Annotated in this window: 22 protein-coding genes; 18 read left to right on the top strand and 4 right to left on the bottom strand. The window is 51.4% G+C overall.

From position 1 onward, the window contains the following. Positions 1 to 78: 78 nt before the first annotated feature. Positions 79 to 1,491: a chorismate-binding protein gene (locus MJZ26_08645; GenBank protein MCQ2105845.1), complete on the bottom strand. Its 1,413-nt coding sequence runs from the start codon at positions 1,489 to 1,491 to the stop codon at positions 79 to 81. 537 nt (positions 1,492 to 2,028) lie between these two features. On the opposite strand from MJZ26_08645, the gene MJZ26_08650 reads away from it, so the two are divergent. From MJZ26_08650 to MJZ26_08670, 5 genes are read left to right on the top strand one after another with little or no spacing between them, the layout of a single operon-like run. Next, positions 2,029 to 3,720 (top strand): type II and III secretion system protein, encoded by a 1,692-nt coding sequence (locus tag MJZ26_08650; GenBank protein MCQ2105846.1) that lies wholly within the window; start codon positions 2,029 to 2,031, stop codon positions 3,718 to 3,720. Continuing rightward, on the top strand, positions 3,707 to 4,753 hold the full coding sequence (locus MJZ26_08655; GenBank protein MCQ2105847.1) for a hypothetical protein: 1,047 nt from the start codon (positions 3,707 to 3,709) through the stop codon (positions 4,751 to 4,753). The genes MJZ26_08650 and MJZ26_08655 overlap by 14 nt, the downstream gene beginning before the upstream one ends. A gap of 14 nt (positions 4,754 to 4,767) precedes the next feature. After that, complete coding sequence (locus MJZ26_08660; protein MCQ2105848.1) at positions 4,768 to 5,592, top strand: hypothetical protein; 825 nt, start codon at positions 4,768 to 4,770, stop codon at positions 5,590 to 5,592. Beyond that, positions 5,589 to 5,951 carry a prepilin-type N-terminal cleavage/methylation domain-containing protein gene (locus tag MJZ26_08665; GenBank protein ID MCQ2105849.1) on the top strand — a complete coding sequence of 121 codons (363 nt, stop codon included), beginning with the start codon at positions 5,589 to 5,591 and terminating at the stop codon, positions 5,949 to 5,951. The genes MJZ26_08660 and MJZ26_08665 overlap by 4 nt, the downstream gene beginning before the upstream one ends. Then, positions 5,939 to 6,205 (top strand): prepilin-type N-terminal cleavage/methylation domain-containing protein, encoded by a 267-nt coding sequence (locus MJZ26_08670; protein ID MCQ2105850.1) that lies wholly within the window; start codon positions 5,939 to 5,941, stop codon positions 6,203 to 6,205. Before MJZ26_08665 ends, MJZ26_08670 begins: the two co-directional genes overlap by 13 nt. A 15-nt stretch (positions 6,206 to 6,220) precedes the next feature. Here the strand turns inward: MJZ26_08670 and MJZ26_08675 are convergent, their stop codons facing one another. Continuing rightward, complete coding sequence (locus MJZ26_08675; protein MCQ2105851.1) at positions 6,221 to 7,792, bottom strand: glycosyltransferase; 1,572 nt, start codon at positions 7,790 to 7,792, stop codon at positions 6,221 to 6,223. 209 nt (positions 7,793 to 8,001) lie between these two features. Here MJZ26_08675 and MJZ26_08680 point away from each other — a divergent pair, with 209 nt between their 5' ends. From MJZ26_08680 to MJZ26_08735, 12 genes are all read left to right on the top strand, one after another. Continuing rightward, the gene (locus MJZ26_08680) at positions 8,002 to 8,442 is read left to right on the top strand and encodes a sulfurtransferase TusA family protein (protein ID MCQ2105852.1); all 441 of its coding nucleotides are present in this window, start codon (positions 8,002 to 8,004) and stop codon (positions 8,440 to 8,442) included. A 10-nt stretch (positions 8,443 to 8,452) separates the two neighbouring features. After that, positions 8,453 to 9,034 carry a hypothetical protein gene (locus MJZ26_08685; GenBank protein MCQ2105853.1) on the top strand — a complete coding sequence of 194 codons (582 nt, stop codon included), beginning with the start codon at positions 8,453 to 8,455 and terminating at the stop codon, positions 9,032 to 9,034. 11 nt (positions 9,035 to 9,045) lie between these two features. Continuing rightward, entirely contained in the window at positions 9,046 to 9,381 is a 336-nt protein-coding gene (locus MJZ26_08690; GenBank protein ID MCQ2105854.1) for a hypothetical protein, read from the top strand. A gap of 184 nt (positions 9,382 to 9,565) precedes the next feature. Continuing rightward, positions 9,566 to 11,467, top strand: a complete 1,902-nt coding sequence (gene sulP, locus MJZ26_08695) for a sulfate permease (GenBank protein MCQ2105855.1) — start codon at positions 9,566 to 9,568, stop codon at positions 11,465 to 11,467. Between the two features lie 224 nt (positions 11,468 to 11,691). Beyond that, on the top strand, positions 11,692 to 12,279 hold the full coding sequence (gene purN, locus MJZ26_08700) for a phosphoribosylglycinamide formyltransferase (GenBank protein ID MCQ2105856.1): 588 nt from the start codon (positions 11,692 to 11,694) through the stop codon (positions 12,277 to 12,279). A gap of 58 nt (positions 12,280 to 12,337) precedes the next feature. Further along, positions 12,338 to 13,057, top strand: coding sequence for a ribonuclease HII (locus MJZ26_08705; protein MCQ2105857.1), 720 nt, complete (start codon positions 12,338 to 12,340; stop codon positions 13,055 to 13,057). Positions 13,058 to 13,291: 234 nt separating this feature from the next. Further along, positions 13,292 to 13,957 carry a MotA/TolQ/ExbB proton channel family protein gene (locus MJZ26_08710; GenBank protein MCQ2105858.1) on the top strand — a complete coding sequence of 222 codons (666 nt, stop codon included), beginning with the start codon at positions 13,292 to 13,294 and terminating at the stop codon, positions 13,955 to 13,957. Between the two features lie 9 nt (positions 13,958 to 13,966). Continuing rightward, positions 13,967 to 14,374 (top strand): biopolymer transporter ExbD, encoded by a 408-nt coding sequence (locus tag MJZ26_08715; GenBank protein MCQ2105859.1) that lies wholly within the window; start codon positions 13,967 to 13,969, stop codon positions 14,372 to 14,374. Beyond that, entirely contained in the window at positions 14,374 to 15,150 is a 777-nt protein-coding gene (locus tag MJZ26_08720; protein MCQ2105860.1) for a TonB C-terminal domain-containing protein, read from the top strand. The genes MJZ26_08715 and MJZ26_08720 overlap by 1 nt, the downstream gene beginning before the upstream one ends. A 33-nt stretch (positions 15,151 to 15,183) precedes the next feature. Next, positions 15,184 to 16,503, top strand: coding sequence for a translocation protein TolB (locus MJZ26_08725; GenBank protein ID MCQ2105861.1), 1,320 nt, complete (start codon positions 15,184 to 15,186; stop codon positions 16,501 to 16,503). Next, positions 16,500 to 17,102 (top strand): OmpA family protein, encoded by a 603-nt coding sequence (locus tag MJZ26_08730; protein ID MCQ2105862.1) that lies wholly within the window; start codon positions 16,500 to 16,502, stop codon positions 17,100 to 17,102. Before MJZ26_08725 ends, MJZ26_08730 begins: the two co-directional genes overlap by 4 nt. A gap of 94 nt (positions 17,103 to 17,196) precedes the next feature. Then, positions 17,197 to 18,240 carry a tetratricopeptide repeat protein gene (locus MJZ26_08735; protein ID MCQ2105863.1) on the top strand — a complete coding sequence of 348 codons (1,044 nt, stop codon included), beginning with the start codon at positions 17,197 to 17,199 and terminating at the stop codon, positions 18,238 to 18,240. Between the two features lie 99 nt (positions 18,241 to 18,339). On the opposite strand, the gene murA is transcribed toward MJZ26_08735, so the two are convergent. Together murA and MJZ26_08745 are read right to left on the bottom strand one after the other, a co-directional pair. Further along, a complete protein-coding gene (murA, locus tag MJZ26_08740; GenBank protein MCQ2105864.1) occupies positions 18,340 to 19,617 on the bottom strand; it encodes a UDP-N-acetylglucosamine 1-carboxyvinyltransferase in 1,278 nt (425 codons plus the stop codon). A gap of 144 nt (positions 19,618 to 19,761) precedes the next feature. Next, positions 19,762 to 20,538 carry an RDD family protein gene (locus MJZ26_08745; GenBank protein ID MCQ2105865.1) on the bottom strand — a complete coding sequence of 259 codons (777 nt, stop codon included), beginning with the start codon at positions 20,536 to 20,538 and terminating at the stop codon, positions 19,762 to 19,764. 84 nt (positions 20,539 to 20,622) lie between these two features. On the opposite strand from MJZ26_08745, the gene rapA reads away from it, so the two are divergent. After that, a complete protein-coding gene (gene rapA, locus MJZ26_08750; GenBank protein MCQ2105866.1) occupies positions 20,623 to 23,613 on the top strand; it encodes an RNA polymerase-associated protein RapA in 2,991 nt (996 codons plus the stop codon).

Raw genomic sequence — 23,613 nt, forward strand, 5'->3', positions numbered from 1 at the left:
TGATCTTGGCCAGAGCCTGATACACATTGTAGGTGAAAGAATCGTAGTTGTCAATTAAAACGATCATTTTGCTGCTCCTTACTTTGTACCTTCGAGGACGGCACGAACGGCACCCAGCTTTTCGTTAGTTTCTTCAAATTCGCGTTCTGCGTTGGAGGCGGCCACAATGCCACCGCCGGCCTGCAGGCTAATCTTCTTGCCCTGCTTGAGGCAGCAACGGATAGAAATGCAGAAGTCCAGGTCGCCATCGGATTCGATGTAGCCTACGGCACCAGCGTAGAAACGGCGCTTGACCTTTTCCAGGCCAGAAAGGATTTCGATGGCGCTGATTTTGGGAGCGCCGCTCACCGTACCTGCAGGGAAACTGGAACGGAGCACTTCGATAGACTTCTTGAGGGGGCTGACCTTGCCTTGGACGTCGGAAACCAGGTGGATCACATGGCTGTACTTTTCGCATTCCATGTACTTCACGGTGTCGACGGTGCCGGCAGAGCAGACGCGGCCCAGGTCGTTACGAGCCAGGTCAACCAGCATCAGGTGTTCTGCGCGTTCCTTGGGGTCGGCCTTCAGTTCCTTCATCAATTCTTCATCTTCCAGGTCGTTCTTGCCGCGGCGGCGGGTACCTGCGATGGGGTGGATGGTGGCAATACCGTCACGGACGCGGACCAGGCTTTCGGGAGATGCGCCGATAAACTGGTGGGTGCCGTAATCCAGGTAGAACATGTAGGGGGAGGGGTTCACGGAGCGGAGGCGGCGGTAAATGTCCAGAGCCTCGATGTCGCTAGTGAACTGGATGCGGCGGGAAGGCACTGCCTGAACGATGTTGCCTGCCACAATGTGCTTCTGCAGTTCCACCACCTTTTCGGTGTATTCTTCCTTGGACTTGGAAAGATCGGTAACGGTAACGCCCTTGGCCACTTCCGGTTCCGGAGCCAGGTAGCTGAAGTCCATGTCTGAAAGGCGCTTCTTCACGTTTTCGATTGCGGCAGGCAGGTCGATCTGGTGTTCTTCGTAGTTCAGGGCGAACAGGTGAAGCTTTTCGGTGTAGTGGTCGAATACGATGTAGATATGACCCACCATGAATTCGGCTTCAGGAATGTTCAGTTCATCTACCTGGGGTGCCAGGTTAATGGTATCGCAGCGGGCGCAGAATTCGTAACCCAGGTAGCCTACGCCAGAGGAGGGAATAGGAATCTGGTTAGGGGGCACGGTGTTTTCTGCGGAAATCTTCATGAGGGCGTCCAAAATGTCGCCTTCGCCTTCCTTGAGGAAAACGCTTTCCTTGCCATCGACGACGATGGACACGTCCTTTTCATTCTGGCGGAGACGGAAGCCTTCGTCCACCATCAGGGTGGAGTAACGGCTCTTGCCGTGGGCGAAAGAGGCGGATTCGAAGATAGCCTTTGCTCCCAGCTTCTTGCCGAGAGAGAAGGGTGTATAACGTTCGCCGGGGAGGGCGACGTAGATGCTGTCGGTACGAGGTTCAGTCATTTTTAATCCTTCGTTTTAAACTCGCTGGCCCGAGGGCCAAATTCTTTTTGGCGAGGCTTTACGACCCGAAACAGGGTAGTGGTTCCGACCCGGAGGATTTCAATTTGTCTTGGAAAAATTTAAGGCCTCCAGGGAGTCTGGAAGCCTTGCCGCTTTGCTCTTACGCTTTTGACGCGCGATACAATTTGCAAATACCAGACTCTATGTTAGAGTCCGCGCCACCATCGGCCGTCGAATGCAACTGTAAGAGCATAAATCATTTTCATGTCCAAAATTTATGAATATCCCTACCTGTTGGCAAGGGATTTTCCCCAAAAAGTGGGAAAAATAGCTTGGATTTTGAAACCGTTTACAAAATTGTGGTTTTCTACCGTGAGAATTTGTATGTTCAAGCTGAGTTCGAACGAACCATGTTCGTATATCCCCTGGCCGGGGGCGCTTTTTCAATAGCAAAAAAGCAAAGGCAGAACCTAAGAAGGTTTCTTGTATCTTCGACAGATTTTATTTGCAATCCTGGGGATTTTTTTCCAGGTTTCCATGGTTTTGGCCCAATCCATGGATTTTGTGGATACACCTCTGCAGGAGGTTATTCGCGCTGTTTCCCTTGCCTTTGATACGCCGATCCTTGTGGATGGAAATGTTGAACGCAAGGTGACTTTTCATTTGGATGGTCTTGGATTCCTGGAAGGGGTGACTGCCTTATGTGAGGCGAACGGGCTGGAACTGGTTCAAGATGGCAATGTTTATCGCGTTCGGAATAGGACTTGGCGGGGGGAGCATGAGTTCCGATGGATAGCCCCTCCCGAAGGAACGGCAGATTCCCTAGTGGATGTTTCTGTCAGGGAAAAGGATGTGCGGGAATTTGTCCGGGAGTATGCCCTGAACTCAGGATTGAATATCCTGATGTCGCCAGAGGTGCAGGGCCAGATTTCGGGCGAACTGCACCGGATGCAGCCCCGTAAGGCGTTTGTCAGCCTTATGCAATCCTGCGGTTTCCGTATTCGCGAGATGAACGGCTATCTGTACGTCCAAATGCCCAAAGCGAAAAATTCCAATGACGGCTCCGGGGAAGACAAGGTCCGTATCGAGCGAAATGATTCGTTGTACTCCGCCAGCATCAAGGACGCTCCCTTGATGGATGTACTGGTGGAGTTGTCCGAAGTGGCTGCCTTGAATTTGGCAATGTATGGCGATGTTCGTGAAACGGTGCGCCTGAAATTTGAGGACGTTTCCTTGCAGGTTCTGATTGAAGCCCTTTTCAAGGGGCGTGGCCTCAGTTATGCCCTGGATGGAGGAACGTTGTACGTTTCCGAAGGTGGTTCGCGGAACGCCCTTATGAGTACAAGGCTGTATCCGTTAAAACACGTTCATTCCGAGAAGGCCTTGAATTATCTGGGAAAATTTTCATCGGGGTCCAATTATGTTGCTACGGAAATCAAGGAGCAGAATGCTTTGCTTTTAGGCGGGTCCGCTGCAGAAATCCAAATGGCGGAAGCCATCTTGTCGCAGATAGATGTTCCAGCCCTGCAGGTCACGCTTTCCTGCATTATCGTGGAATTCAAGAAAGGCAATCTGTTTGAAATCGGGCTTCGTGGGGGCGCTGCTAGAAAATCTGCCGCGGGAGATTTAAACCTAAGGGGCTATCTGGATTTCTTGGGGAAGGATCGTTCCGGAGTTGGAGCTGTTGGAAAAATCGGTCTTCTGCCGGACCGCTTCGAGATGGAGCTTGCCTCCATGGAAGAACGTAACGAGGCCGAGATTCTTGCCCGCCCAAAGCTGACCACCTTGAATGGGAACAAGGCGGAACTTAATGTGACCAATACGGTTTATTACCTGGTGAGCCAAGTTTCTGCCGAGGGTTATCCCATTACGGATTATCGCTCCTTCAATGATGGCATTTCGTTGGAGTTGACCCCCTCCGTAACTCAGGAGGGGAGCATTACGCTGGAGGTTTCTCCCGAGATTAAAACAGCGGGGCGAAGCTCTGGCGATGGCCCAAGGGATATTAGCACAAGAAACTTGAAAACGATGGTGCGGCTGAAGGATGGAGAAACCCTGTGCCTAGGAGGATTGATTCGAAAGAATAAATCGGAGGTTCGTTCCGCAGTACCGTTCCTAGGGAGCCTGCCTTTTATTGGAAGACTGTTCAGCTATACTTCCGAGGAAGAGGAGACCAACGAGCTGGCCATTTTCATAACGCCCAAGGTGGAATCTCATGGTGCTCCGTAGAAGAATCAAAGGGGCGAAAGCGAAGATTTTGACTTGGGAGTGGACCACGAATTTTGACGGGATTCCGTCCCAGTCTGTACTGGAAAAGGCCTTTGCCAAGGATTTCCCCAAGACTTGCAAACGTCTGGAGAATGGCGGTAGCTATACGCTTTTACCCATGATCAGTTTCAATTCCCAGGAAGGACGAAAATTCCGCTACATGGTTATAGTCAGGGACAATGACGGAGAAACCTTAGGTGAGGAAAATTCCAGACGTATTCCTTATCAGGCCCAGGTATTCGGGGCGGCTGATTGTGCGATTCGGAATCTCGCCAAAACGGATAATACAGGAAATTATTTTGTCTGGAATCTGTTGGGCGAAGTCCTGTATCTATTGGTGTTTAGTGGTGGTCGATTGGTTCACTGGTCCGAGGAAACCTGGTTCCCGGAACAGGATGGGAGTATGCTGGAAAATAGGCTTCAACGGTTTAGGCGGTTTATGAAAAAGGATGATTTGTTATCGCGAAATGAAAGGTATGAGGAATTGGAACTTTCCCTTGAAAAGGGCACCTCTGATTTTTTGAAGATTGCGGCAAGGGATCCTTTCTGGAAAAATTGCTCAGGGAATGCCGCTAACGAAAATTTTGTAAGGACGTGGGGCTTGTGCGGTCTCCTTGCCTTGGCTTTGGGAGTAGTCGCCTGTTTCTGGAACTGGGATGGGTTCCTTAAGATTCCGGAAATCAAGGATGCAACTCCTGTGGAACTGGATCGGCCTGCCTTGATTTCGGAGCCTGGTGAGGCTGATGAACCTCGGCTTGTTGGCCAGTCTTCAGAAAAAAATTCGGCTGTGAAAAGGTTCAATCAAAGGTGTGATTCCTTGGATGTGCGGATAAGGGGGATTGTCCAGAATAGATTGATTCTAGGGTCTCTCGATGGTAGGTCGGGAAGTTGGCGTTTAGGGGATTCCTTGGGAAAGTTCAGGGTGGAAGAAATAACTAGAGACCAGGCGGTATTGGCGTGCGGATCGGAACGGATGAATTTGACGGTAAGGTAGGGGCGGCGCTGCCCATGGTTCTTGGAATCGTTCTGGCGGTATCGCTGGTGCTTACGTCCTTGACCCACTTGCCAGGAGGGGTGCGTCGGATTGCTATGCGGCTGGAACGGGAACAGCAGGAAATCTACGACGGGGAGTCCGCTTTGCTTGCCCGAATGGAACATCTGCCCGAGGGATATTTTGACAGGGAACCTTGGAACTTGAGGCTGCCGAAGGTTGCGGAAAGTAGCCGCGGCCCCTGGCGGGAACTGACCGCGGGAAGAGTCCATGTGCTAGCGGGAGCCGAACCTTACGAGATGTCCCGAAGGGAGCTTCTCCAGATGGGGGAGGACTTCTCGAAATCGCTGGACGAATCCATCTTGAACGCCCCCTTCCTGACGATAAAATCCGGAAACCGCCGGATGATGGGACCCGCTCGTAGCATGAGCCTTTACGTTCAGGATGGGGACCTGCTGGTAGATTTGGACGGTTCCGCATCCGTAGGGAACTTCAAATCCAGCGGCAGCCTGACGGTTCGCGGGACCGCGGGGTACGACACCCTGCGGCTCTATTCCTCGGGCCCAATGTCTTTGTCAGGCCATGTGACCGCCAGATGGTTGGAGGCCTATTCCGCCGACCGCATTGAGGTGCGTCAGGACTTCGCCTTCTCTGGCGTTATAATCTCTCGGGCTGGCGTCGACTTTCGGGACAAGTCCCGCGGGCTATTTCCGGCGGTAGCCTTTTCCCTCGGGCAGCCTCTTGACTCGGGGGAAGTACGTCGGGCCGGCCGCCTGCCCCAGGCGCCTTATCCGGCTTTTACGTCTGGCAACCTTCAACCCTTCGAATGGAGCATCCCGTGAAAGGCTTTACTCTGATGGAAGTACTGGTGGCCCTTGCTATCCTCAGTACCAGTTCCGTTGTATTCGGGACAATCGTAGGCTTTTTCAATCAACAGCGTTCTCTGGAAAGATCACGGGCGAACGCCTTCGTCTGTGCTGTGGAGACCATGGAGTCCCTGGTAGATAATCCGCCTTCTTGCGAAGTCAGTACGCGTCCATCCTCTCATGGCCCGGCAACATCCCGAAATGTGGATTCAGGAATACCTTGCGATTCTGCAATCGTAACCTTTAGTCCTGTTCCCGGCGTAGTTCCTCTTTCGTGGGCCCAGGTGCAGGTTTCTACGGTGTCCTTCCGGAGGCTTGTCAAATGCGTCAAGTAGTCAAGGGCTTTACCTTGCTTGAATTGATGGTAGCCATTGCGGTTTCTTCCATTCTGATGCTTGTGGCCCTTGGCGCCTTCCGCAGTTATCACAGGATGGCGATGACCTTGTATTCCAGCTATCAAAGGGAGTCTTCTTTTTTGATTGACAAGATGCACTCGGTACAGCCGTACCAGCGCACGACACTCTCGGTTGGGGATTCCCTACGACCGATGACAATAAAAAAACGCCCGCCGTGTGGCGAGCGTCTTTAAAAGTCTTGGCTTGAATTAGCCCTGGCCCTTGTCCACGTCTTCCACGTGGTGGTTTTCGTCCTTACGGGCCTTGTGGACTTCGACCAGGTTGCCCAGGTAGTGCATGAAGCTCAGCACGCCCACAGAGAGGAAACCGATGGAATAGAGGGCGAGGAACGGTCCGATGATGAACTTCTGTGCGCCGATGTATTCCAGCATACCGAAGATACAGTAGACGCCAACGCCAAGTTCCAGGATTGCCTGCCAGGGGAACTTCTGCTTGTAGTGGCTGGTAGCCTTCTTCTTCTGACCCACACCGCTCTTCGGGGTGCGGACGAAGCCGCTCTTGCGACCGGTGATGGCGGCAAACACTGCCTTTGAGTTACTTACTGCGATACCAACGCCCAGAGCCATCAAGATCGGCATGCTGAGGAGGCGAACCTTCCAACCGGTGTAGCCGGAGCAACGCTGAGCAACGAAGTAAAGGACAGAAGGAGCGATTGCAGCAAGGAAGATGAAAGTAAATCCGATGCTGTAAACCCAAGCCGGCAGGTGTGCCACGGGTTCGAAGAATGCCAGCAGGGGCCATGCGCAGAGGGCGGTAAAGAGCATGCAGGGGTGAATAGAATAATGGGTCGTATGCAGGATGGCGCCGATCTTTACGCGGGTCGGAACGTCAGCCTTGAGAACGCGGGGAAGAATCTTGATTGCGGTCTGGATAGAACCCTTAGCCCAGCGGAACTGCTGTGCCTTGAAGGAGTTGATATCGTTGGGAAGTTCTGCAGGAACGATCACGTCGAACACGAACTTCATCTTCCAACCAGCAAGCTGAGAACGGTAGGAGAGGTCCATGTCTTCGGTAAGGGTATCGCCTTCCCAGCCGCCACCGCCATAGATGGCCTGCTTGCGCCAGACACCTGCGGTACCGTTGAAGTTCATGAAGAGCTTGCCCCAGCTACGTGCGGACTGTTCCACCACGAAGTGGCCATCGATACCGATGGACTGAGCAAGAGTAAGACCGGATTCGGTGCGGTTCAAGTGGCCCCAACGACCCTGGACCAGGCCCACCTGTTCGTCCATTACCATGTAGGGGATGGTCTTCAGGAGGAAGTCCTTCTCAGGTACGAAGTCGGCGTCGAAAATGGCAAGGAAGTCGCCCTTGGCTACAGCCATGGCTTCCTTAAGTGCACCGGCCTTGAATTCCTGACGGTTGGTACGATGGATGAGCTTGATATCGTAACCCTTGGCAGCCAGTTCCTCGACCTTCTTCTTTGCAACTTCGTAGCACTCGTCGGTAGAGTCGTCCAGAACCTGGATTTCGTGCTTGTTCTTGGGGTAGTCTATGGCGCACACTGCCTCAAGGAGACGTTCTACACAGTTAGCTTCATTGAATACGGGGAGCTGGGTGGTGACCTGGGGCAGGTCGTCCATGGAATGTTCACGATAGAACTGAAGAATCTTCTTTCTGTCGGTAAGACGGGTTGTGCGGCTGTTCTTGAGGAACAAGTAGATGCTATAGTAGCAGCTGAAACCGTAAATAACGAGGCCGACACCTGCGATCACATAGACCACGAACATGATGTCTAGCAAGATTGTACTGATTGCCATAATAACCGTATAACCTATTTAAAACTCTGAGCTTGAAAAAAGCATTGGCGGCAAATATAGAAACCCTTTGTGATGTTTGCTACATTTTAATGTGATTTTTAACAAAAAAAAGACTAATTATGGCCGATGAAATGCAAAATAGCCCGATTAGGCGTTGGTTTTTTACAAATAAAGGATCCGAGGGGTTTGACGCTGCCTTGCAAAAATTGATGTCCTTTGCCTGTGCGGACTGGATTTGGCGTGAGTCCGGGGTGGTTTTGCCTCCTGAGGAAGCCTTGGCCAAGGTTGTTTCTGTAAAGATTCCAGGAATATCCCTTGGGGAATGGATGGATTCTCCCCAGGAATATCTGGACGAAATTGCTGGTTTTTGCGAAAAATCAAAGATTTTGCCGTTGCCGGAATCCCTGAAGGGTCGCTTTCCCGATGTGCTGGACCTGCGGGGTGTGGTATGCCCCCGGAATGCAGCCAGGAGCCGTCTAGTCATGGCGGGTGCTCCTGCTGGCCATAGACTACATATATATCTAGACGACGGATCTCCCATCGAAAATGTGCCCCAGGCGCTGGTGGCAGACGGCCATATTGTGGAAAATCGGCAAAAAAAAGAAGATTTTTGGGTTTTGACAGTGGTCAAACGAGATGCAAGAGTGTAGATTATGACCAGTGGAAAATCGTATACTCCTCATAGGTGACGAACTTTTTGGCGATCAGGGCGAGGCTGCTAACCGCTTCACCGAGCTTTTGCTGTGTACCGAGGCCAACCGACCTATCCAGTTTTTCATAAACGCGCCTGTCATCTTGTCTATTTCCCAGCTTACCGGCAGGGCCTCCTCCGACATTATCGGGAAAAGGGCTGGCAGAATGATTTTTGGGCTGGGTCTTCGTGAATTGAGACGGAGCGCTGATGCCAACCTGGTCTTTGAGCAGTATGCCGCCCTGGCAGACGAAGTCCTGGGCAATACTATGTCTCCTGTCCATTTTCTGACTATTCCTGCCGAGGCGCTTCCCCAGGCTCCGGAACAGGTGGGGCTGTTTAACCAGCTGGTTATGTCCCTGGAACAAAAGAACCCCAAGCGGGTCAAGGTCTTTGATTTTGCGCTCCATGCGGAGCAGTACAAGGAAAAACAGATGGAACGAGGCAAGTTCGGCCGTAGCCTCTTTACAGAAAAGGGCGCGCCCACGTCCTTGTGCAATATGCTGCTTGCCCTGTATCTGCATAACGAAGTTTTGAAAGAAATAAAATAAGGAAGGTTAATATGAGCTTAACAGACGATCATTTCGCACGTAAAATTGCCGCCCAGAGCAAGGCCTGGGAAGACACCAGCGACAAGAAGAAGGCCCGTGAGCCGCGCGAACCGGCTGTTCCCCAGATGGGTATTTGCGACAAGTGCAAGACCGAAGCCCTTCTCCGTAAGTTCCGTTTCAAGGAAACTTCTGTTTCCAATGGTGCGGCTAGCTTTGGTACAGTGGTCAAGCGCCTTTGCGAAAATTGCGCTCCCAAATCCCGCCGTGACAAGGACGCCGATGTGCCCCAGATGGATAAAAAACAGGTCAAGAGCCTGATGCGCGCCGCAAAGAAAGGCCTTTTGTAAAGCGTAAAGCGGAAAGATTAAAGCGTTAATTAGCGTAAAGCGGAAAGTTTAAAGCGTAAAGAAATATCTTTAACCTTTCTCCTTTAACCATTAACCTTTATCCTTTAACCTAAAAAATCCCCCTTAACAAGAAAGGGGGATTTTTTTAAATTTGGCGCGCTCTTTTAAGAACGGAGAAGCCCAAATGTCTAATATAAACGCCAAGGATTCTATCAAGAATTTTTTGAAGGAATCTGTAGCTACCGTTACCCCTGAACTGGTAAAATCCATCAAGAGGGGATATACCAAGCAAAATCTGATTAGCGACCTTATGTCTGGCGTTATCGTCGGCATTTTGGCCTTGCCTCTGGCAATCGCTTTCGCAATCGCTTCTGGCGTTGGTCCGGAACAGGGCCTCTACACAGCCATTATCGCTGGCTTTACCATCAGCCTTTTGGGCGGCTCCCGCTTCCAGATTGGTGGCCCTACTGGCGCCTTCATCGTGATTGTTTACGGCATTGTGAGCCAGTACGGCTACGACGGCCTGGCTTCCGCTACACTTTTGGCTGGTATCATCCTTATTGTGATGGGCCTTGCCAAGTTTGGCGCCATCATCAAGTTCATTCCTTATCCGGTGACCGTGGGCTTTACCGCAGGTATCGCCGTGATTATCGCCCTGGGCCAGGTGCCCAACTTCTTCGGTCTTCGCTTCTTGGCTAAGGACCCGGCTGATGCAGTTGGTAAGATCAAGCTGTACGCCTCCTCCATGGACACCATCAATATCTACTCCGTGATTATCGGCTTGATCGCCTTGGCTGTTTGCATTTTCTGGCCCAAGATTACCAACAAGGTTCCGGGTTCCCTTATTGCTATTATCGTTGCTACCGTCATCGTGAAGGTCCTTGGCTGGGATGATCCTGTGAACGGCCACGGTGTTGTGACCATCGGCATGAAGAACCACATTCCGTCTGGTTTCCCCACACCGCATCTGCCCAACATTAGCCTTGCCATGATGCGTGAAGTGTTCCAGCCGGCCTTGACTATCGCCATCCTCGGTGCTATTGAATCCCTGCTTTCTGCAGTGGTGGCCGACGGTATGACTTCTACCAAGCACCGCTCCAATACTGAACTTTTCGGTCAGGGTGTGGCAAACCTCCTTTCTCCGGTATTCGGTGGTATTCCTGCAACGGGCGCTATCGCACGTACTGCAACCAACATCCGTAACGGAGCTGTTTCCCCGATTTCTGGCCTCATTCACGCTGTGGTGCTTCTCCTTATTATGCTGGTTCTCGGTAAGTACGCCGAAATGATCCCCATGGCTGCCCTTGCTGCAGTGCTTTTCCAGGTATCCTTCAATATGTGTGGCTACCGCGCTGTGATCAAGATGTTCAAGCTCCCCAAGAGCGACGTGATGGTGATGCTTGTTGCCTTCTTCCTCACCGTGATTATCGACCTGACCGTTGCCATCGAAGTGGGTGTTCTCCTGGCTGCAATCCTCTTCATCAAGCGTATGAGCGAAGTTGCCGAAGTGGATGCCGTTACCGATGCAATCCGTGCTGACGACGAAGAAGTGACCCATACCGAATTTGCACGCCAGGTTCCCAAGGGTGTGGTGGTTTACGAACTTGCCGGTTCCCTGTTCTTTGGCGCTGTAGACAAGTTCAAGGAAACCCTGAACCGCATCGCTGTGAAGCCCAAGATTCTTATCCTCCGCATGCGTAGCGTTTCCAGTATCGATGCTGCCGGTATCAACATGATTGAAGACTTGCTGAACCACTGCAAGGCCGACGGTACCCAGCTGTTGCTTTCTGGTGTGCATGCCCAGCCGGTGGTTGCCTTGACTCGCGCAGGTGTCATGGCTCAGCTTGGTGAAGAAAACGCCCTGGGTAACATTGACGCTGCCCTGAACCGCGCCCGCGAACTCCTGGGCCTGCCTGTGGTCGATGTTTCTGTGGATCCGAACCCCACTGTGAGCTGGGAAAAGGGTCTCGATAAGCCTTGGCTGCCTGAAGAATCCAACGCAGCCGTGGCCGAAGGCACTCCCGAAGTCATCGCAGAGAAGGTTTCCGAGGAACCTGTCTGGAAGATTGAAGACGAAAAGAAATAGTGTTGCGCGAAAAGGGGCGCAGTCGCGCCCCTCAAAGTAACGTTTTGTTAACTGTGACGGCTGTCTCATTGTGAGAGCTGTCACTTTTTATTTGGGTGGCTTAGGGATATATTATGGACATGAAGATCACCCCGACATTCATTCTCAGCTATGCAACCGTCTTTCTGGGTGTTGCCTTGATGCTGACTTCCTTCATGTCCTAAAATCTTTCTATTTTTAGGCCTATGTTCAAGATAGGCGTAATGGCTTCCGGTGGCGGAAGTAATTTTAAGGCGATCATCGACCACATTGGTGAAGGTGATCTAGAAGCACAGTGCAAGTTCCTGATTACCAATAACGGGGGCTGTGGTGCTGTTGGTCATGCAACCACTTACGGTATCCCTGTGTACCATATTTCGGGTAAGACGCATCCCGACGAAGCCGAGTACGAGAAGGCTCTTTGTGCTGTGCTGGATGAACGCCCGGTGGACCTGCTGATTTTGGCCGGCTACATGAAGAAGTTGCCGGATTGCCTTATCGAGAAAATGCCGGACCGCATTTTGAATATTCATCCTTCGCTCTTGCCCAAGTTTGGCGGTAAGGGCTTTTGGGGACTGCACGTTCACGAAGCCGTGCTTGCCGCCGGCGAAACGGAATCTGGCCCTACAGTGCATCTGGTTTCCAACGAAATTGACAAAGGCCGCATTCTTGCCCAGCGCAAGGTGCCTGTGATGCCAGACGATACTCCCGAGGTGCTTCAGGCCCGCGTTCTGGAGCAGGAACACGACATTTACTGGCGTACGATCAAGGAGTACGGGGAAAGTTTAGTTTAAAGCGGAAAGGATAAAGGTTAAAGGGGTGAAGTTTAAACCACCTGCATTTCTTGATGGAATAGAATCTCCTGTAGAGGGGGAGGTTGCTATCCGTGGTAACTTCCCAGGAAAAATTATTGTAGGCATTGACGAAGTTGGCCGAGGCCCCCTGGCTGGCCCTGTGGTGGCTTGTGCTGCTGTTCTAAAAAGCCCCGATGCGCTTTTGACGCTGAATGACTCCAAGAAGCTGACCCGCCCTAAGCGCGAAGCCATGTTCGATGCGGTGAAGGACGCTTGTTCCTGCTATGCCATCGCCAGCGCTAGTGTTGCAGAAATCGATGAAATCAACATTCTTGAGGCTGACTTTCTTGCCATGCGTCGGGCTTTGCAGGCTCTAGGCTTGGCTGGAATCCAGGAGTCTGCGCCGGAAATTCCTGTGGAAGTAAAGGGCTCCTTTGCAGAAGCTGCAGGCCTTGGCACTGGAGAGAATCCCCAGGTTTTGATTGCTGTGGATGGAAATTTGAAAATCCGCGGAATCCCCCAGGATATCCAGATTCCTGTGGTCAAGGGTGACGGGCATATCGCAAGTATTTCTGCGGCATCCATCTTGGCGAAGGTCTTCCGTGACCGCTATATGGATGAACTTGAAAAGAAGTTCCCTGGCTACGGGTTTGATAAGCACGCTGGTTACGGCACCAAGGCTCATCTTGATGCCATCAAGAAACAGGGCTATACCCCTGAGCATCGCATGAGTTTCCATCCTAAGAGTCTCCAGACAGAACTGGATTTCTCTGCCTAAGTTTCCCTAAATTGTAAGAATAAAAACACATTGTACCCGCAAGGCGGGTATTTTTGTAGATTGTGGATACTAGGTTGAAAAACTCTTGATGAAAATATTGCTATCTTATTGTCTATCAACGAGTTACGTATTTTCGAGGACGGACCTCGGGGCGTGGCTTGACCTGGAATTAGTGGGCTTTTCTACAAGAAAACTGGGAGGTTTATCTTGAATAACTCGATTCCTTTAGTCCAAATGGTGACCCAGTCGGACATCGCTACTATCGTTGTCCTTTGCATTTTGGCAATTATGTCCCTGGGCTCCTGGGGCATTATCATTGTCAAGTACATCGTGAACAAGAAGAATCAGCGTGCAAACGTGATTTTCTTCCGTAAGTTCAGCAATGTTCAGCAGTTCGTTGAATTGCAGGCCTTGTGCGAAACTGCAGACGAAAGTGCCCTGCGTCGCCTTACCGACGAAGTTCTTAAGGAAGCCTCCAAGTTCAGTAACTTCGTGAGTTACGACTCTATCCAGCATCGTGCTTCCTTGCTGGAAGACACAATTCAGCGTTCTATCGAAGGCCTGCGCCTAACAGAAGACCGTTACCTCAGCTTCCTTGCAACTTGCTCTAACCTGGCTCCCTTCTTTGGCCTGCTTGGTACCGTGTGGGGAATTATGGTGGCCTTCTTCCAGATTGGCCAGCACGGCTCTGCAGACCTTACCGTGGTTGCTCCCGGTATCGCCATGGCCTTGATCACCACTGTTGGCGGCCTCGTGGTTGCTATTCCCGCTTCTGCCGGTTATAACTACTTTACCTCCCATAACGGACAGAACGAAATCTCCTACTATAACTTTGGTTCCCAGGTGCTGAGCTTGTTCAAGCGCGGCGACTTGCTGGCATTGGAAGAAGTAGCCGGCTAGGAGGCTTGAGTGAAGCGTAGCCGCGGAAAAGAACTTAAGCAGGAGATGAACCTGACGAACATGATCGACATCGTGTTCGCCATCTTGATCGTGTTCATCATTTCTGCACCGCTCATGAGCCAGGGCGTCAAGGTTGACTTGCCCAAGGCTGAAGCGCCCACCATGGAGCAAGAAAAGCTCCTGAAGGTGTCTATCACCAAGCAGGAAGAACTTTACATCGCCGATATGATGGTTGACTTCAAGAGTTTTAACAATGTGTTCAAGTCCTTGTGGAATGGCGAGATGGCTGTGGTCATCAATGCCGACGAGGATGTGAACTATGGCCTTGTGATGAAGGTCGTGACCCAGGTGCAAAAGCTGGGCGTGACCAAGCTTGGTTTCCTTACCATGAACCCTAAGGAACAGCCGGGTAAATAGTGGCAAAAGAAAAGGGACAGGTACAGTATTTCGCCAGTAGCGATAACGGGATGATGTTCAAGATCATCCTGTGTGCCGTACTGTTCCATGCTCTCCTAGTGGGCGTTTGCATCGGTATTCATTATATCGACTTTAAGAAGGAACCGGAGCCTATTCCCGTGTTTGAAATGGTCCAGGTCCAGCAACCTCCCAGGGTGCGTCCGACTCCGCCGAAGCCAAAGCCCCCTGAACCTAAGCCGGAGCCGCAGGAGCCCAAGCCCGATGTAAAGCCTAAGCCCACGCCGAAGCCCAAGGTGAATAAGCAGCTTCCGCCGGACATCAAGCCCGAAGAAAATAAACCGGACCCAGAACCGGAACAGCAGCCGGATCCTGAGCCGCAGCCAGAACCGGAGCCGGAACCGCAGGAACCTGTAGACGATTTTGAAATTGACGATATGGATTTGCCTACGGCTGTGGAAGCGCCTAGCTTGAATCCGGTTGGTTCTGTGGATATGGACCCCTTGATGCAAGTTTATCTGGAACGGTTGAAACAGATTATTATGGGTAATTTCAATCCGCCCAGCAACTTGAAGATCCGTAAGGATATCAAGACCACAGTTCAGTTTACGGTGGACCGCTTTGGTGGAATTACCGCGATCACGTTGAAGCGCTCCTCTGGAAACAAGACCTGGGATCATTTGTCTGTTAGAGCTGTTCAAATTTCCAAGGTTCCGGAGCTTCCGCCCAACTATCGCGCCCCTTCGTTGATTTTGCACTTTAACTTTACTCCTAACTAGGACCTGACTACCGTTTAGAGGATTCTGAATTTTATGTTGTCGAAGATTAAACAGTTGCTTTCTTTTGCATCGCTGGTGCTCTTTGCATACTTGCTGTTCTCGCCGGTAATGAGCTTTGCCGCCATTGATACCATTGCCGTAGATGTGGGTATCTCTGTGTTCAAGACCATGCCTATTGGCGTTGTTCCTTTTACTGAAACCAAGGGAATTGAATGGATTGAAGAAAAGCCTCATCAGATTGTGACCCGTGATGCGGAACTTTCTGGTCGCTTTGAAGTAATTGCCTCTGACAAGTTTAATCTTGCCTTGTTCAGCCGTAGCCGAGCCAAGCATTATATCACAGGCAAGGTGACTCCTGTTGATGGTGGCAAACTGAAGTTGGAATGCTTCTTGTATGTCTCTCAAACCAAGGACCTGCTGTTGGGCGAAGCTTATACCATTACCCAGCAGGACTTGCGCCGTGCCATGCACAAGTTCTTTGACCAGGTGATTTATCGCCTTTGGGGCGAACGTGGTGTCGCCTCCACAAAGCTAGCCTATGTTTCCAAGATGGATGGAATCAAGCAGGTTGTGATTTCTGATTATGACGGATTCCATCGTTCCCAGATTACTCGTGATACGACCATTAGCATGATGCCTGTGTGGATGACGGGTAACAAGGGCTTGATCTATGTGAACTTCAAGACTCATCGCCCGAAGCTTTATTCCAAGATGTTTGGCGGCAGTGAAAAGTCCCTGTTCCCCCAGCTGGATCAGACATACAGCCCTGCGGTGAATCCGAAAACAGGCGAATTGCTTTTCTCTTCTACGGTTGATGGAAAGACTGATTTGTATATCGGTAATCCAGCTACAGGCAAAGCCAAGAAGTTTGCATACCTTAAGAGCAACCAGACTAGCCCTGCATGGAGCCCCTATGCTACCGAAGTCCTGTTTACCAGTGACCGCGGTGGTGGTCCCCAGATTTTTGTAATGGGTAAGGACGGTAGCGATATGCGTCGAGTGACTTTCATGGGACGCTATAATGAACGTGCCAGCTGGTCTCCGGAAGGTGATCGTATTGCCTATACCTCTATGGACAATGGCAAGATGAATATCTACACCTGCGCACTCGATGGTTCTGACATTATTCAGTTGACCAATAACGCAGGCAATAATGAGCATCCTACCTGGTCTCCTGATGGCAAGCTCATCGCTTTCGCAAGCAACCGTAGTGGTACTTATCAAATTTATATCATGAGAAAGGACGGTTCCAATGTGACCCGTATTACCAATTCCGGTGAGAATACTTCTCCCACTTGGTCTTTCTTCTATGATGATGAAAATAAACAACAAACAAAAGAAGGTGCAAAATGAAAAACATCGTAAAACTCGCTTTGGTGGCATCCGCCGCTGGTCTCTTTTTTGCTGCTTGCTCCAAGCCGCAGCCTCCTGCAACAGAACCTGCTGCAGCCCCGGCTCCCGTTGCTGAAGCAGCTCCTGCAGCAGCCCCGGTTGCAGAACCTAACGCAGACTCCCTGGCTGCAGAACAGGCTCGTCTTGAAGCTGAACGCATTGCCCAGGAACGTGCTCGTCTCGAAGCAGAACGTGCTCGCCTGGAACAGCTCATCAACCAGATCATGAGCGAAGATGTGTACTTCGACTTTGACCGTTCCGAACTGACTGAAAAGGCTAAGGAATTGCTGGCTCAGGTTGGCGAACTCCTGATTAAGGAAGAACGTTTCACTGTGACTATTGAAGGTCATACCGATGCTCGCGGTACTGAAGACTACAACTTCACCCTGGGTGCAAAGCGTGCTATGAAGGTGAAGGAATTCCTGGCTGCCTACGGTATCGATGGCAAACGCATGGAATCTGTCAGCTATGGTAAGGAAGCTCCCAAGGCAGAAGGTGCTACTGAAGAAGCTTATTCTCAGAACCGTCGTGCCAACTTCCGCGTGAACATCAAGGAGTAATAAACTGGGTGTTGTGGGCAAGTTTACTTGTCCTTGACCAAGGTTGAATTCTTGAATTGCAAAACGACAACGTGATTTAATTACTGAGGCGTATATGAAACGTTTGGCTAGTGGTTTTATTTGCTTGGCTGCCATTTCCATGGCTTTGACCGGTTGTAGCAAGGTGACTATGCTTCGTACCGAGGAGATGAAGTCCGTCGGAAACGATGTGCAGACAACGGTTCAGCAGAATGCTGCCTACACTGTTGAAACTCTGAGTGCGCAGAATGATTCTTTGCGTGCAGAACTTGATTCTGTCAATGCTCGACTGAATGCTGCATCTCTTGCACAGAAGCGAATGCAGGCTGAAATCACGATGCTTTCTCGTCGCGTATCCGACGAATCCGAACGCAATGACTCTAGACAGGAAGAAATCATCTACCGTCTGGATATGCTGTTAGGCAAGTCCGACAAGATTCTTGCCAAGAAAGTGGTGGTTAGCGGTGCTCCTGCTGCTCCCATGTCCTTGGATAGTCTTGAACGCGAAGCTGAAAAGCTGGTGGAAGCCGAGGCCATGTTCAATACAGCCCGTTCAGATTATCACCGCGGTGAATACAAGCTAGCTTACTCCGGCTTCAAGCAGGTCTACGAACAGATGAAGACTGGCGAACTTGCCGAGAATTCTCTGTACTGGATGGCAATCTGCCTGATTGATGTAAATCAGATGGACAAGGCAAAGAAGGTTTTCGCTCGTATGTCTGAAGCCTTCCCGGACGGTCAGAAGACTTGCCCTGCCATGTTCAAGCTTGCTAACATCTACGGTGATGAATGCGATATCGATATGCAGAAGCAGTATCTGCAGAAGATCCTTTCCAACAAGACTTGCGAGGCATCCGGCGAATTTGAACAAGCTGCCGAAATGCTTCAGGAAATTCTTGAAAAGGAAGAAAAGAAGAATGAGGACGGTACTCCTGCCGAAGTTTGCGTTCCTAAGGAACAGCCTGCAGAACAGAATGCTACGGAAAATGCACCTGCCGCAGCACCTGCTACAGAACCGGCTCCCAATGCAAACGCAACTCCTGCAACAGAAAGTGCCGCTCCCGCTGCTGCTCCGGCTGCAGCACCGGCTACAACTTCTGCACCGGTTCCTGCAAACTAAAACCTCATAGTTTTTTCTAGAAGAGAACAAAAGTGCCGTTGGTCCTAGGATCAACGGCATTTTTATATCGATTTTGCCAGTGGCGGTATCGCGAATTATTTACGGTTCGTCAGCGTCAATGATGACGCGTTCCACCTTGGCACCAAGATTTGCCATCTTTGCTTCGAAGTCTTCATAACCGCGGTCCAGATGGTAGATTCGACTGATCTTGGTTTCGCCGTCGGCAATGAGGGCGGCAAGGACCATGGCCATGCTGGCGCGAAGGTCGGTACCCATGACTTCGGCACCTTCCAGCGGGAGGCCGCCCTTGATGGTGGCTGTATTACCGCTGATGGTTATGTTTGCTCCAAGACGTTCCAGTTCGGCCACATGCTTGAAGCGGTCGTTATAGACGGTGTCCTGGATAACGCTGTTGCCTGGGATGGAAAGAAGGGTTGCCATTAGGGGTGCCTGCATGTCCGTGGGATATCCCGGGAAGGGCAACGTCTGGATGGTGATGGGCTTCAGTTCCTGACCGCGGGCGTCCACTTCGGCCCAGTCGGCGCCTACGTTCACCTTGCAGCCCATTTCGCGGAAGGCGTCCAGGGTGGAGGCGATATGTTCGGGAATGATCTTGTTTACCTTGACGCAGCCGCGGGTAATGGCGGCGCAGCAAAGGAAGGAGCCTGCCTCGATACGGTCTGGAATAGTGTAGCCATTACCGGGGCGGAGGGTTTCGACGCCCTGCACCGTAAGGGTACGGGTGCCGCGGCCCTGGATCTTTGCGCCCATGCCGATGAGGAAGTCCACCAGGTTGTCGATTTCAGGTTCCAGAGCTGCATTTTGCAGCACGCTTGTACCCTTGGCGAGGGTTGCTGCCATCAAGACATTTACGGTGGCGCCGACGCTGGAAATAGGGAAGTGGAACGTACCGCCGGGAAGGCGTCCGTCGCAGGTTGCTTCTACGTAACCGCGGGTCAAAGTAATCTTTGCGCCGAGAGCTTCAAGGCCCTTCAGATGCAAGTCGACAGGGCGGGGGCCCCAGGCGCATCCGCCAGGAAGAGAAACGCGGCAACGGCCAAAGCGGGCCACCAGAGGTCCAAGCACATAGAAACTTGCTCTCATGGTCTTGACCAGTTCATAGGGTGCTTCAAGATGGTCGGCACCGCGAGTGTCGATCTTCAGCGTGTGGGCTTCGCCACTAATGCGGCAACCGATGACGCGAAGCACGTCGGACATTGTCTTCATGTCTTTCAGATGCGGAACATTGGTGATTTCGGAAACACCGTCTGCCAGGAGGGCTGCTGCCATTACGGCGAGCACGGCGTTCTTTGCGCCTGAAACTTCAACTTCGCCGACCAGCGGCTGCTTAACTTGGGGAACAATAAACTGGTACATTTCAAGTCTCTTTAATTTACACGCCCAAATCTAGAAATTTTACCATATCTTGCAGGCTTTGTATATGAGAATAGCAAGCTTAAAAAAGCTTGCTTATAAGGCCCCCTTTAGGGAGACTGTTTTTATGTGGGTCTTGTTCAGCCCCTATTTTAATTTTGCTTTGCTAACGGTAATGACCTTGGCTTCGTGGACAACGCGGGTTCTTGCAACAAAGTCGTGGAGAGCTCGACGCTTGGGGTCCAGAATGACAATAAGGTAGCCCAGTCCGTAGAACATCAGTGTGAACTGGGTAAAAATGCTTGCCACGTAGCGGACGATGGCGGAAAGCCAGGTCAGTTTTTCTCCGTCAAAGGTCTCGATATGAATTCTGAAAAGTCTTTTGCCGGGGGTGGAGGAGGTTAGCGCATTGAATACGATAAAGTAGATTGCCTGGACGATACCCCAGATGGTAAGGAAGAGATGCATACCGGTGGCGCCGAGCAGGTTGTTCAGGGCGGATTCGGAATTGGGGTCGGTAATGTAGGCGTTCATGGCGTCAGAAATTGCTGCCAGATCAACCAGCTGCATCTGGTTCATTACTAACAACATAACAACACCGAAGGCAGACAGGATGAAGTTGTCTACGAAGTAGGCGAGGGCTCGAGTAAGGAAGGTGGCGTAGCGCTTGCCAGTCTTATGCTGGGCAAGGATTGCCTCAAGGGCTGCCTTCACCTGTTCCTCTTCGGTCATGTTTTCTGCGGCGGCTTCCTTGGCTTCTTCGGTTTCTGCCCAGGTGACCCAGGCTTCCATTCCAGAATGCCATACCAAGGTTTCGGGCTTTATGGTGCCGGCCTTTACAAAATCCTTGATTTCATCGATAGAGAAGGGGCCTTTGCGTCGGTCGCCCTCTGTTACGGTTTCGTCTATGTAATACCAAATCATACGAACTAAATGTAGTAAAAAAGCGGCTAGGAACTGCATTGACGTAAAAGCCGAAATTTTGAAAAAAAACTAGATTTGGGGCTTATGATGAACTTTAAGGTTGGCCAACGTTACGTAAGTCAATCGGAACCTTCTCTGGGGCTTGGCATAGTCACAGAGGTGCAGGACCGTATTGTCAAGATTTCTTTCCCTGCCGTGAACGATGTGCGCATGTACCGTTCCATGGGGGCTCCCGTTGATCGTTTTGTTTTGGAAGCTGGCGAAACCGCCAAGAGTGAAAAGGGTGTTTCTTTTACCGTAGAAAAAGCGACCGAAGTGGACGGTATCATGGTCTATGAGGGCCGTGCCGGTAGATCCATGAAGGAGTCTGAGCTGAATGCAAAGATTTCCATTGCAAGGCCTGCGGACCTTTTCCGAGCTTTGACCGAGAATCGCGTATCCAATAGCGAACAGTTCCAGCGTCGCGAACAGTCCATGGACCTTTCCTGCAAGTGGATGTCCTCGACCGTACGCGGTATGATTGGACCTCGTGTCAGCAAGATTCCCCATCAGTATTACCTTTGCCAACGCGCCTGCTCCAGCTCCGCGCTGCCCCGCCTAATGCTTTCTGATGAAGTGGGGTTGGGTAAGACTATTGAGGCGGGCATGATCTGGCATGCCCTGAAGGCCCGCGGTCGCTTGACCCGAACCCTGATTATCGTTCCCGAGACTTTGAAGCACCAGTGGCTTATCGAAATGAAGCGTCGTTTCAACCACCTGTTTACCTTGGTGGACGAAGGCTACCTGAAGGGACTTTTCGTGGCCGATGACGACGATAAGCCCAATCCGTTCTCTGTGGCCAACGATATTATCTGCTCCATCGATTTCCTGATCAAACAGCCTGCCCTTATCGAAGACTTGCTGAAGACCAAGTGGGACATGGTGATTATCGATGAAGCCCACCACCTGGTTTGTGAAGATGGCTTTACCAGCCACGAGTACCTTTTGGCCAATGCGGTTATCCAGCGTTCCAAGGGTGTATTGCTCCTGACGGGTACGCCGCTGCAGTTCCATCCGGAATCCCAGTTCAATCGTCTTAAGATGCTGGACCCGGTTCGTTTTGCCGACTATAACAACTTTATCAAGGACCAGGATGCCTACCGCAAGCTGGTTAATGAACTGAACAAGCTGCCGACGGATCCTGGTCAGCAGATGAGCTGGGACGACCTGAACGAAATCGTTCCCAAGAAGTCCATGATCCGCCCCTGGCTGGAACAGGAAAGTGCCAAGTCCATGTCTGCGGACGAATGGATTCGCCGTATCGTGGACGCCGTGGGCACTGGTTCTGTGGTGTTCCGCAATACCCGTAAGGGTGTGGGCGGATTCCCCAAGCGTGTTCTCGACGAAGTTGCCCTGGAACCGGACCTTGAGTATCGCGACATGGTGAACGCTGCTGCGGAGCAGGATCTGGATATGTCTACCGACATTCAGGAAAACGGCCTGCTTTGCACGTCCTATTCCGATGCGTGGGCTAGGGACGAACGATACGTCTGGCTCAAGAAGTTCCTTAAGGAACATAAGAACGACAAGGTTCTCCTGATTTGTGAATCTATGCAGGTGGTGCTAGCTCTTGAAGCGCTCCTGACGGAATACATGGGCGAGGGCGCCTTCTCCATGTTCCATGAGAACATGACCATTATGGCCCGCGACAAGGCTGCCGCCAACTTCAGTAGACCCGATGGTGCCAACCTGTTGATCGCTTCTGAAATCGGTTCCGAAGGCCGTAACTTCCAGTTTGCCCATCATCTGATTCTCTTTGACCTGCCGTTGGACGCCTCCTTGGTGGAACAGCGTATTGGCCGTCTGGACCGTATCGGTCAGACAGAGGACATTATCATTCACGTTCCTTATGTGAAGGGCTCTGGTCAGGAAGTCATGTTCCGCTGGTACCACAACGGCTTGAACGCCTTTGGTACTCCTATGATGAGCGGTGGCGAACTGTTCATGAAGTATACCGACGAACTGATTGCCTCTTTGGCTGAACCTCAGGAACTGCTCCAGAATTTCATCGACAACGTGATTCCCAAGGTCAAGAAAGACAGCGATGCCATGCGCAAGAACATCGAGAAGGGTCGCGACCGTCTGTTGGAATTTAACTCCCGCAATCCGGCCAAGGCCAAGGAAATTACCGACGAAATTGAACGTATCGATGCCGTTCCCGATCTGCAGACCTTGGTGTTCTCCTCTTTGATGGACCGCGGTCTTGAAATTGAGAAGAGCAAGATCCCCGGCTGTTTCGTGATTACCATGGGAACCCAGGTGGAAGCTGGCTCCGTTCCGGGCATGCCTGAATCCGTGGGCGGTATTCCGGGAAGCAGCAGTGCTGGCGGTCGTGTGGTCCAGGAAGTGGGAACCTTTGACGAAGGAACCGGTGGCGGTGACGAAGATGCCCGCTACAGCGATTCCTCCAGCTTGACCGTGACTTTCGACCGTAAGGTCGCCATGATTCACGATGAAGTGGACTTTGTCAGCCTTGAACATCCCTTGTCTCAGGGTGTGATGGATTTTGAAACCACGCTGGACAATGGCGCTGTAGCTTGCAACATCTGGCCCAACTCTGGTATGCGCGGCCTTTTGATGCAGTACAACTTTGCCGTAGACTTTTCCATTTCCGAGGAATGGGGCGTGTCTGATATTGCTGGCCCCAAGTACCTCAGCGTGTTGGTAAGCCCTACCGGCGAAGACATGTCTGCCAAGTTGGAAGATCTTTCCAAGGCTTCTTTCAAGGACGTTCCTGTGCCTCAGGGTAATCCTGCCGTAAATATGACCCTTAAGTACTTTGGTAAGGATGGCCTTGCCATTGCTCGTCGAGTGGTTATGACCCAGGCTAAGGAACTGGCTGAAGTTGCAGCAGAAGCCGTGGAAGCTAGAGCCGAACAGGAATACCAGCGAATGAACCATTTGCTGATGATGCGCGGCAAGGCGGGTAACAACGAACAGTTGAAACAGCTCCGCAAGAACGCCCAGGAATGGAAGAAGATTATTTCCAACCCGCAGCTCCGCTTGGATGCCATCCGTCTTCTGGTTTGCCGCTAA

This window comes from Fibrobacter sp. (genome assembly GCA_024398965.1).
Lineage (GTDB): Bacteria > Fibrobacterota > Fibrobacteria > Fibrobacterales > Fibrobacteraceae > Fibrobacter.

Coding starts and splice junctions, on each gene's coding strand:
- MJZ26_08645 (MCQ2105845.1), bottom strand. CDS start 1,491: ATGACTGAACCTCGTACCGACAGCATCTACGTCGCCCTCCCCGGCGAA.
- MJZ26_08650 (MCQ2105846.1), top strand. CDS start 2,029: ATGGTTTTGGCCCAATCCATGGATTTTGTGGATACACCTCTGCAGGAG.
- MJZ26_08655 (MCQ2105847.1), top strand. CDS start 3,707: ATGGTGCTCCGTAGAAGAATCAAAGGGGCGAAAGCGAAGATTTTGACT.
- MJZ26_08660 (MCQ2105848.1), top strand. CDS start 4,768: ATGGTTCTTGGAATCGTTCTGGCGGTATCGCTGGTGCTTACGTCCTTG.
- MJZ26_08670 (MCQ2105850.1), top strand. CDS start 5,939: ATGCGTCAAGTAGTCAAGGGCTTTACCTTGCTTGAATTGATGGTAGCC.
- MJZ26_08675 (MCQ2105851.1), bottom strand. CDS start 7,792: ATGGCAATCAGTACAATCTTGCTAGACATCATGTTCGTGGTCTATGTG.
- MJZ26_08680 (MCQ2105852.1), top strand. CDS start 8,002: ATGTCCTTTGCCTGTGCGGACTGGATTTGGCGTGAGTCCGGGGTGGTT.
- MJZ26_08690 (MCQ2105854.1), top strand. CDS start 9,046: ATGAGCTTAACAGACGATCATTTCGCACGTAAAATTGCCGCCCAGAGC.
- sulP (MCQ2105855.1), top strand. CDS start 9,566: ATGTCTAATATAAACGCCAAGGATTCTATCAAGAATTTTTTGAAGGAA.
- purN (MCQ2105856.1), top strand. CDS start 11,692: ATGTTCAAGATAGGCGTAATGGCTTCCGGTGGCGGAAGTAATTTTAAG.
- MJZ26_08710 (MCQ2105858.1), top strand. CDS start 13,292: ATGGTGACCCAGTCGGACATCGCTACTATCGTTGTCCTTTGCATTTTG.
- MJZ26_08725 (MCQ2105861.1), top strand. CDS start 15,184: ATGTTGTCGAAGATTAAACAGTTGCTTTCTTTTGCATCGCTGGTGCTC.
- MJZ26_08730 (MCQ2105862.1), top strand. CDS start 16,500: ATGAAAAACATCGTAAAACTCGCTTTGGTGGCATCCGCCGCTGGTCTC.
- MJZ26_08735 (MCQ2105863.1), top strand. CDS start 17,197: ATGAAACGTTTGGCTAGTGGTTTTATTTGCTTGGCTGCCATTTCCATG.
- murA (MCQ2105864.1), bottom strand. CDS start 19,617: ATGTACCAGTTTATTGTTCCCCAAGTTAAGCAGCCGCTGGTCGGCGAA.
- MJZ26_08745 (MCQ2105865.1), bottom strand. CDS start 20,538: ATGATTTGGTATTACATAGACGAAACCGTAACAGAGGGCGACCGACGC.
- rapA (MCQ2105866.1), top strand. CDS start 20,623: ATGATGAACTTTAAGGTTGGCCAACGTTACGTAAGTCAATCGGAACCT.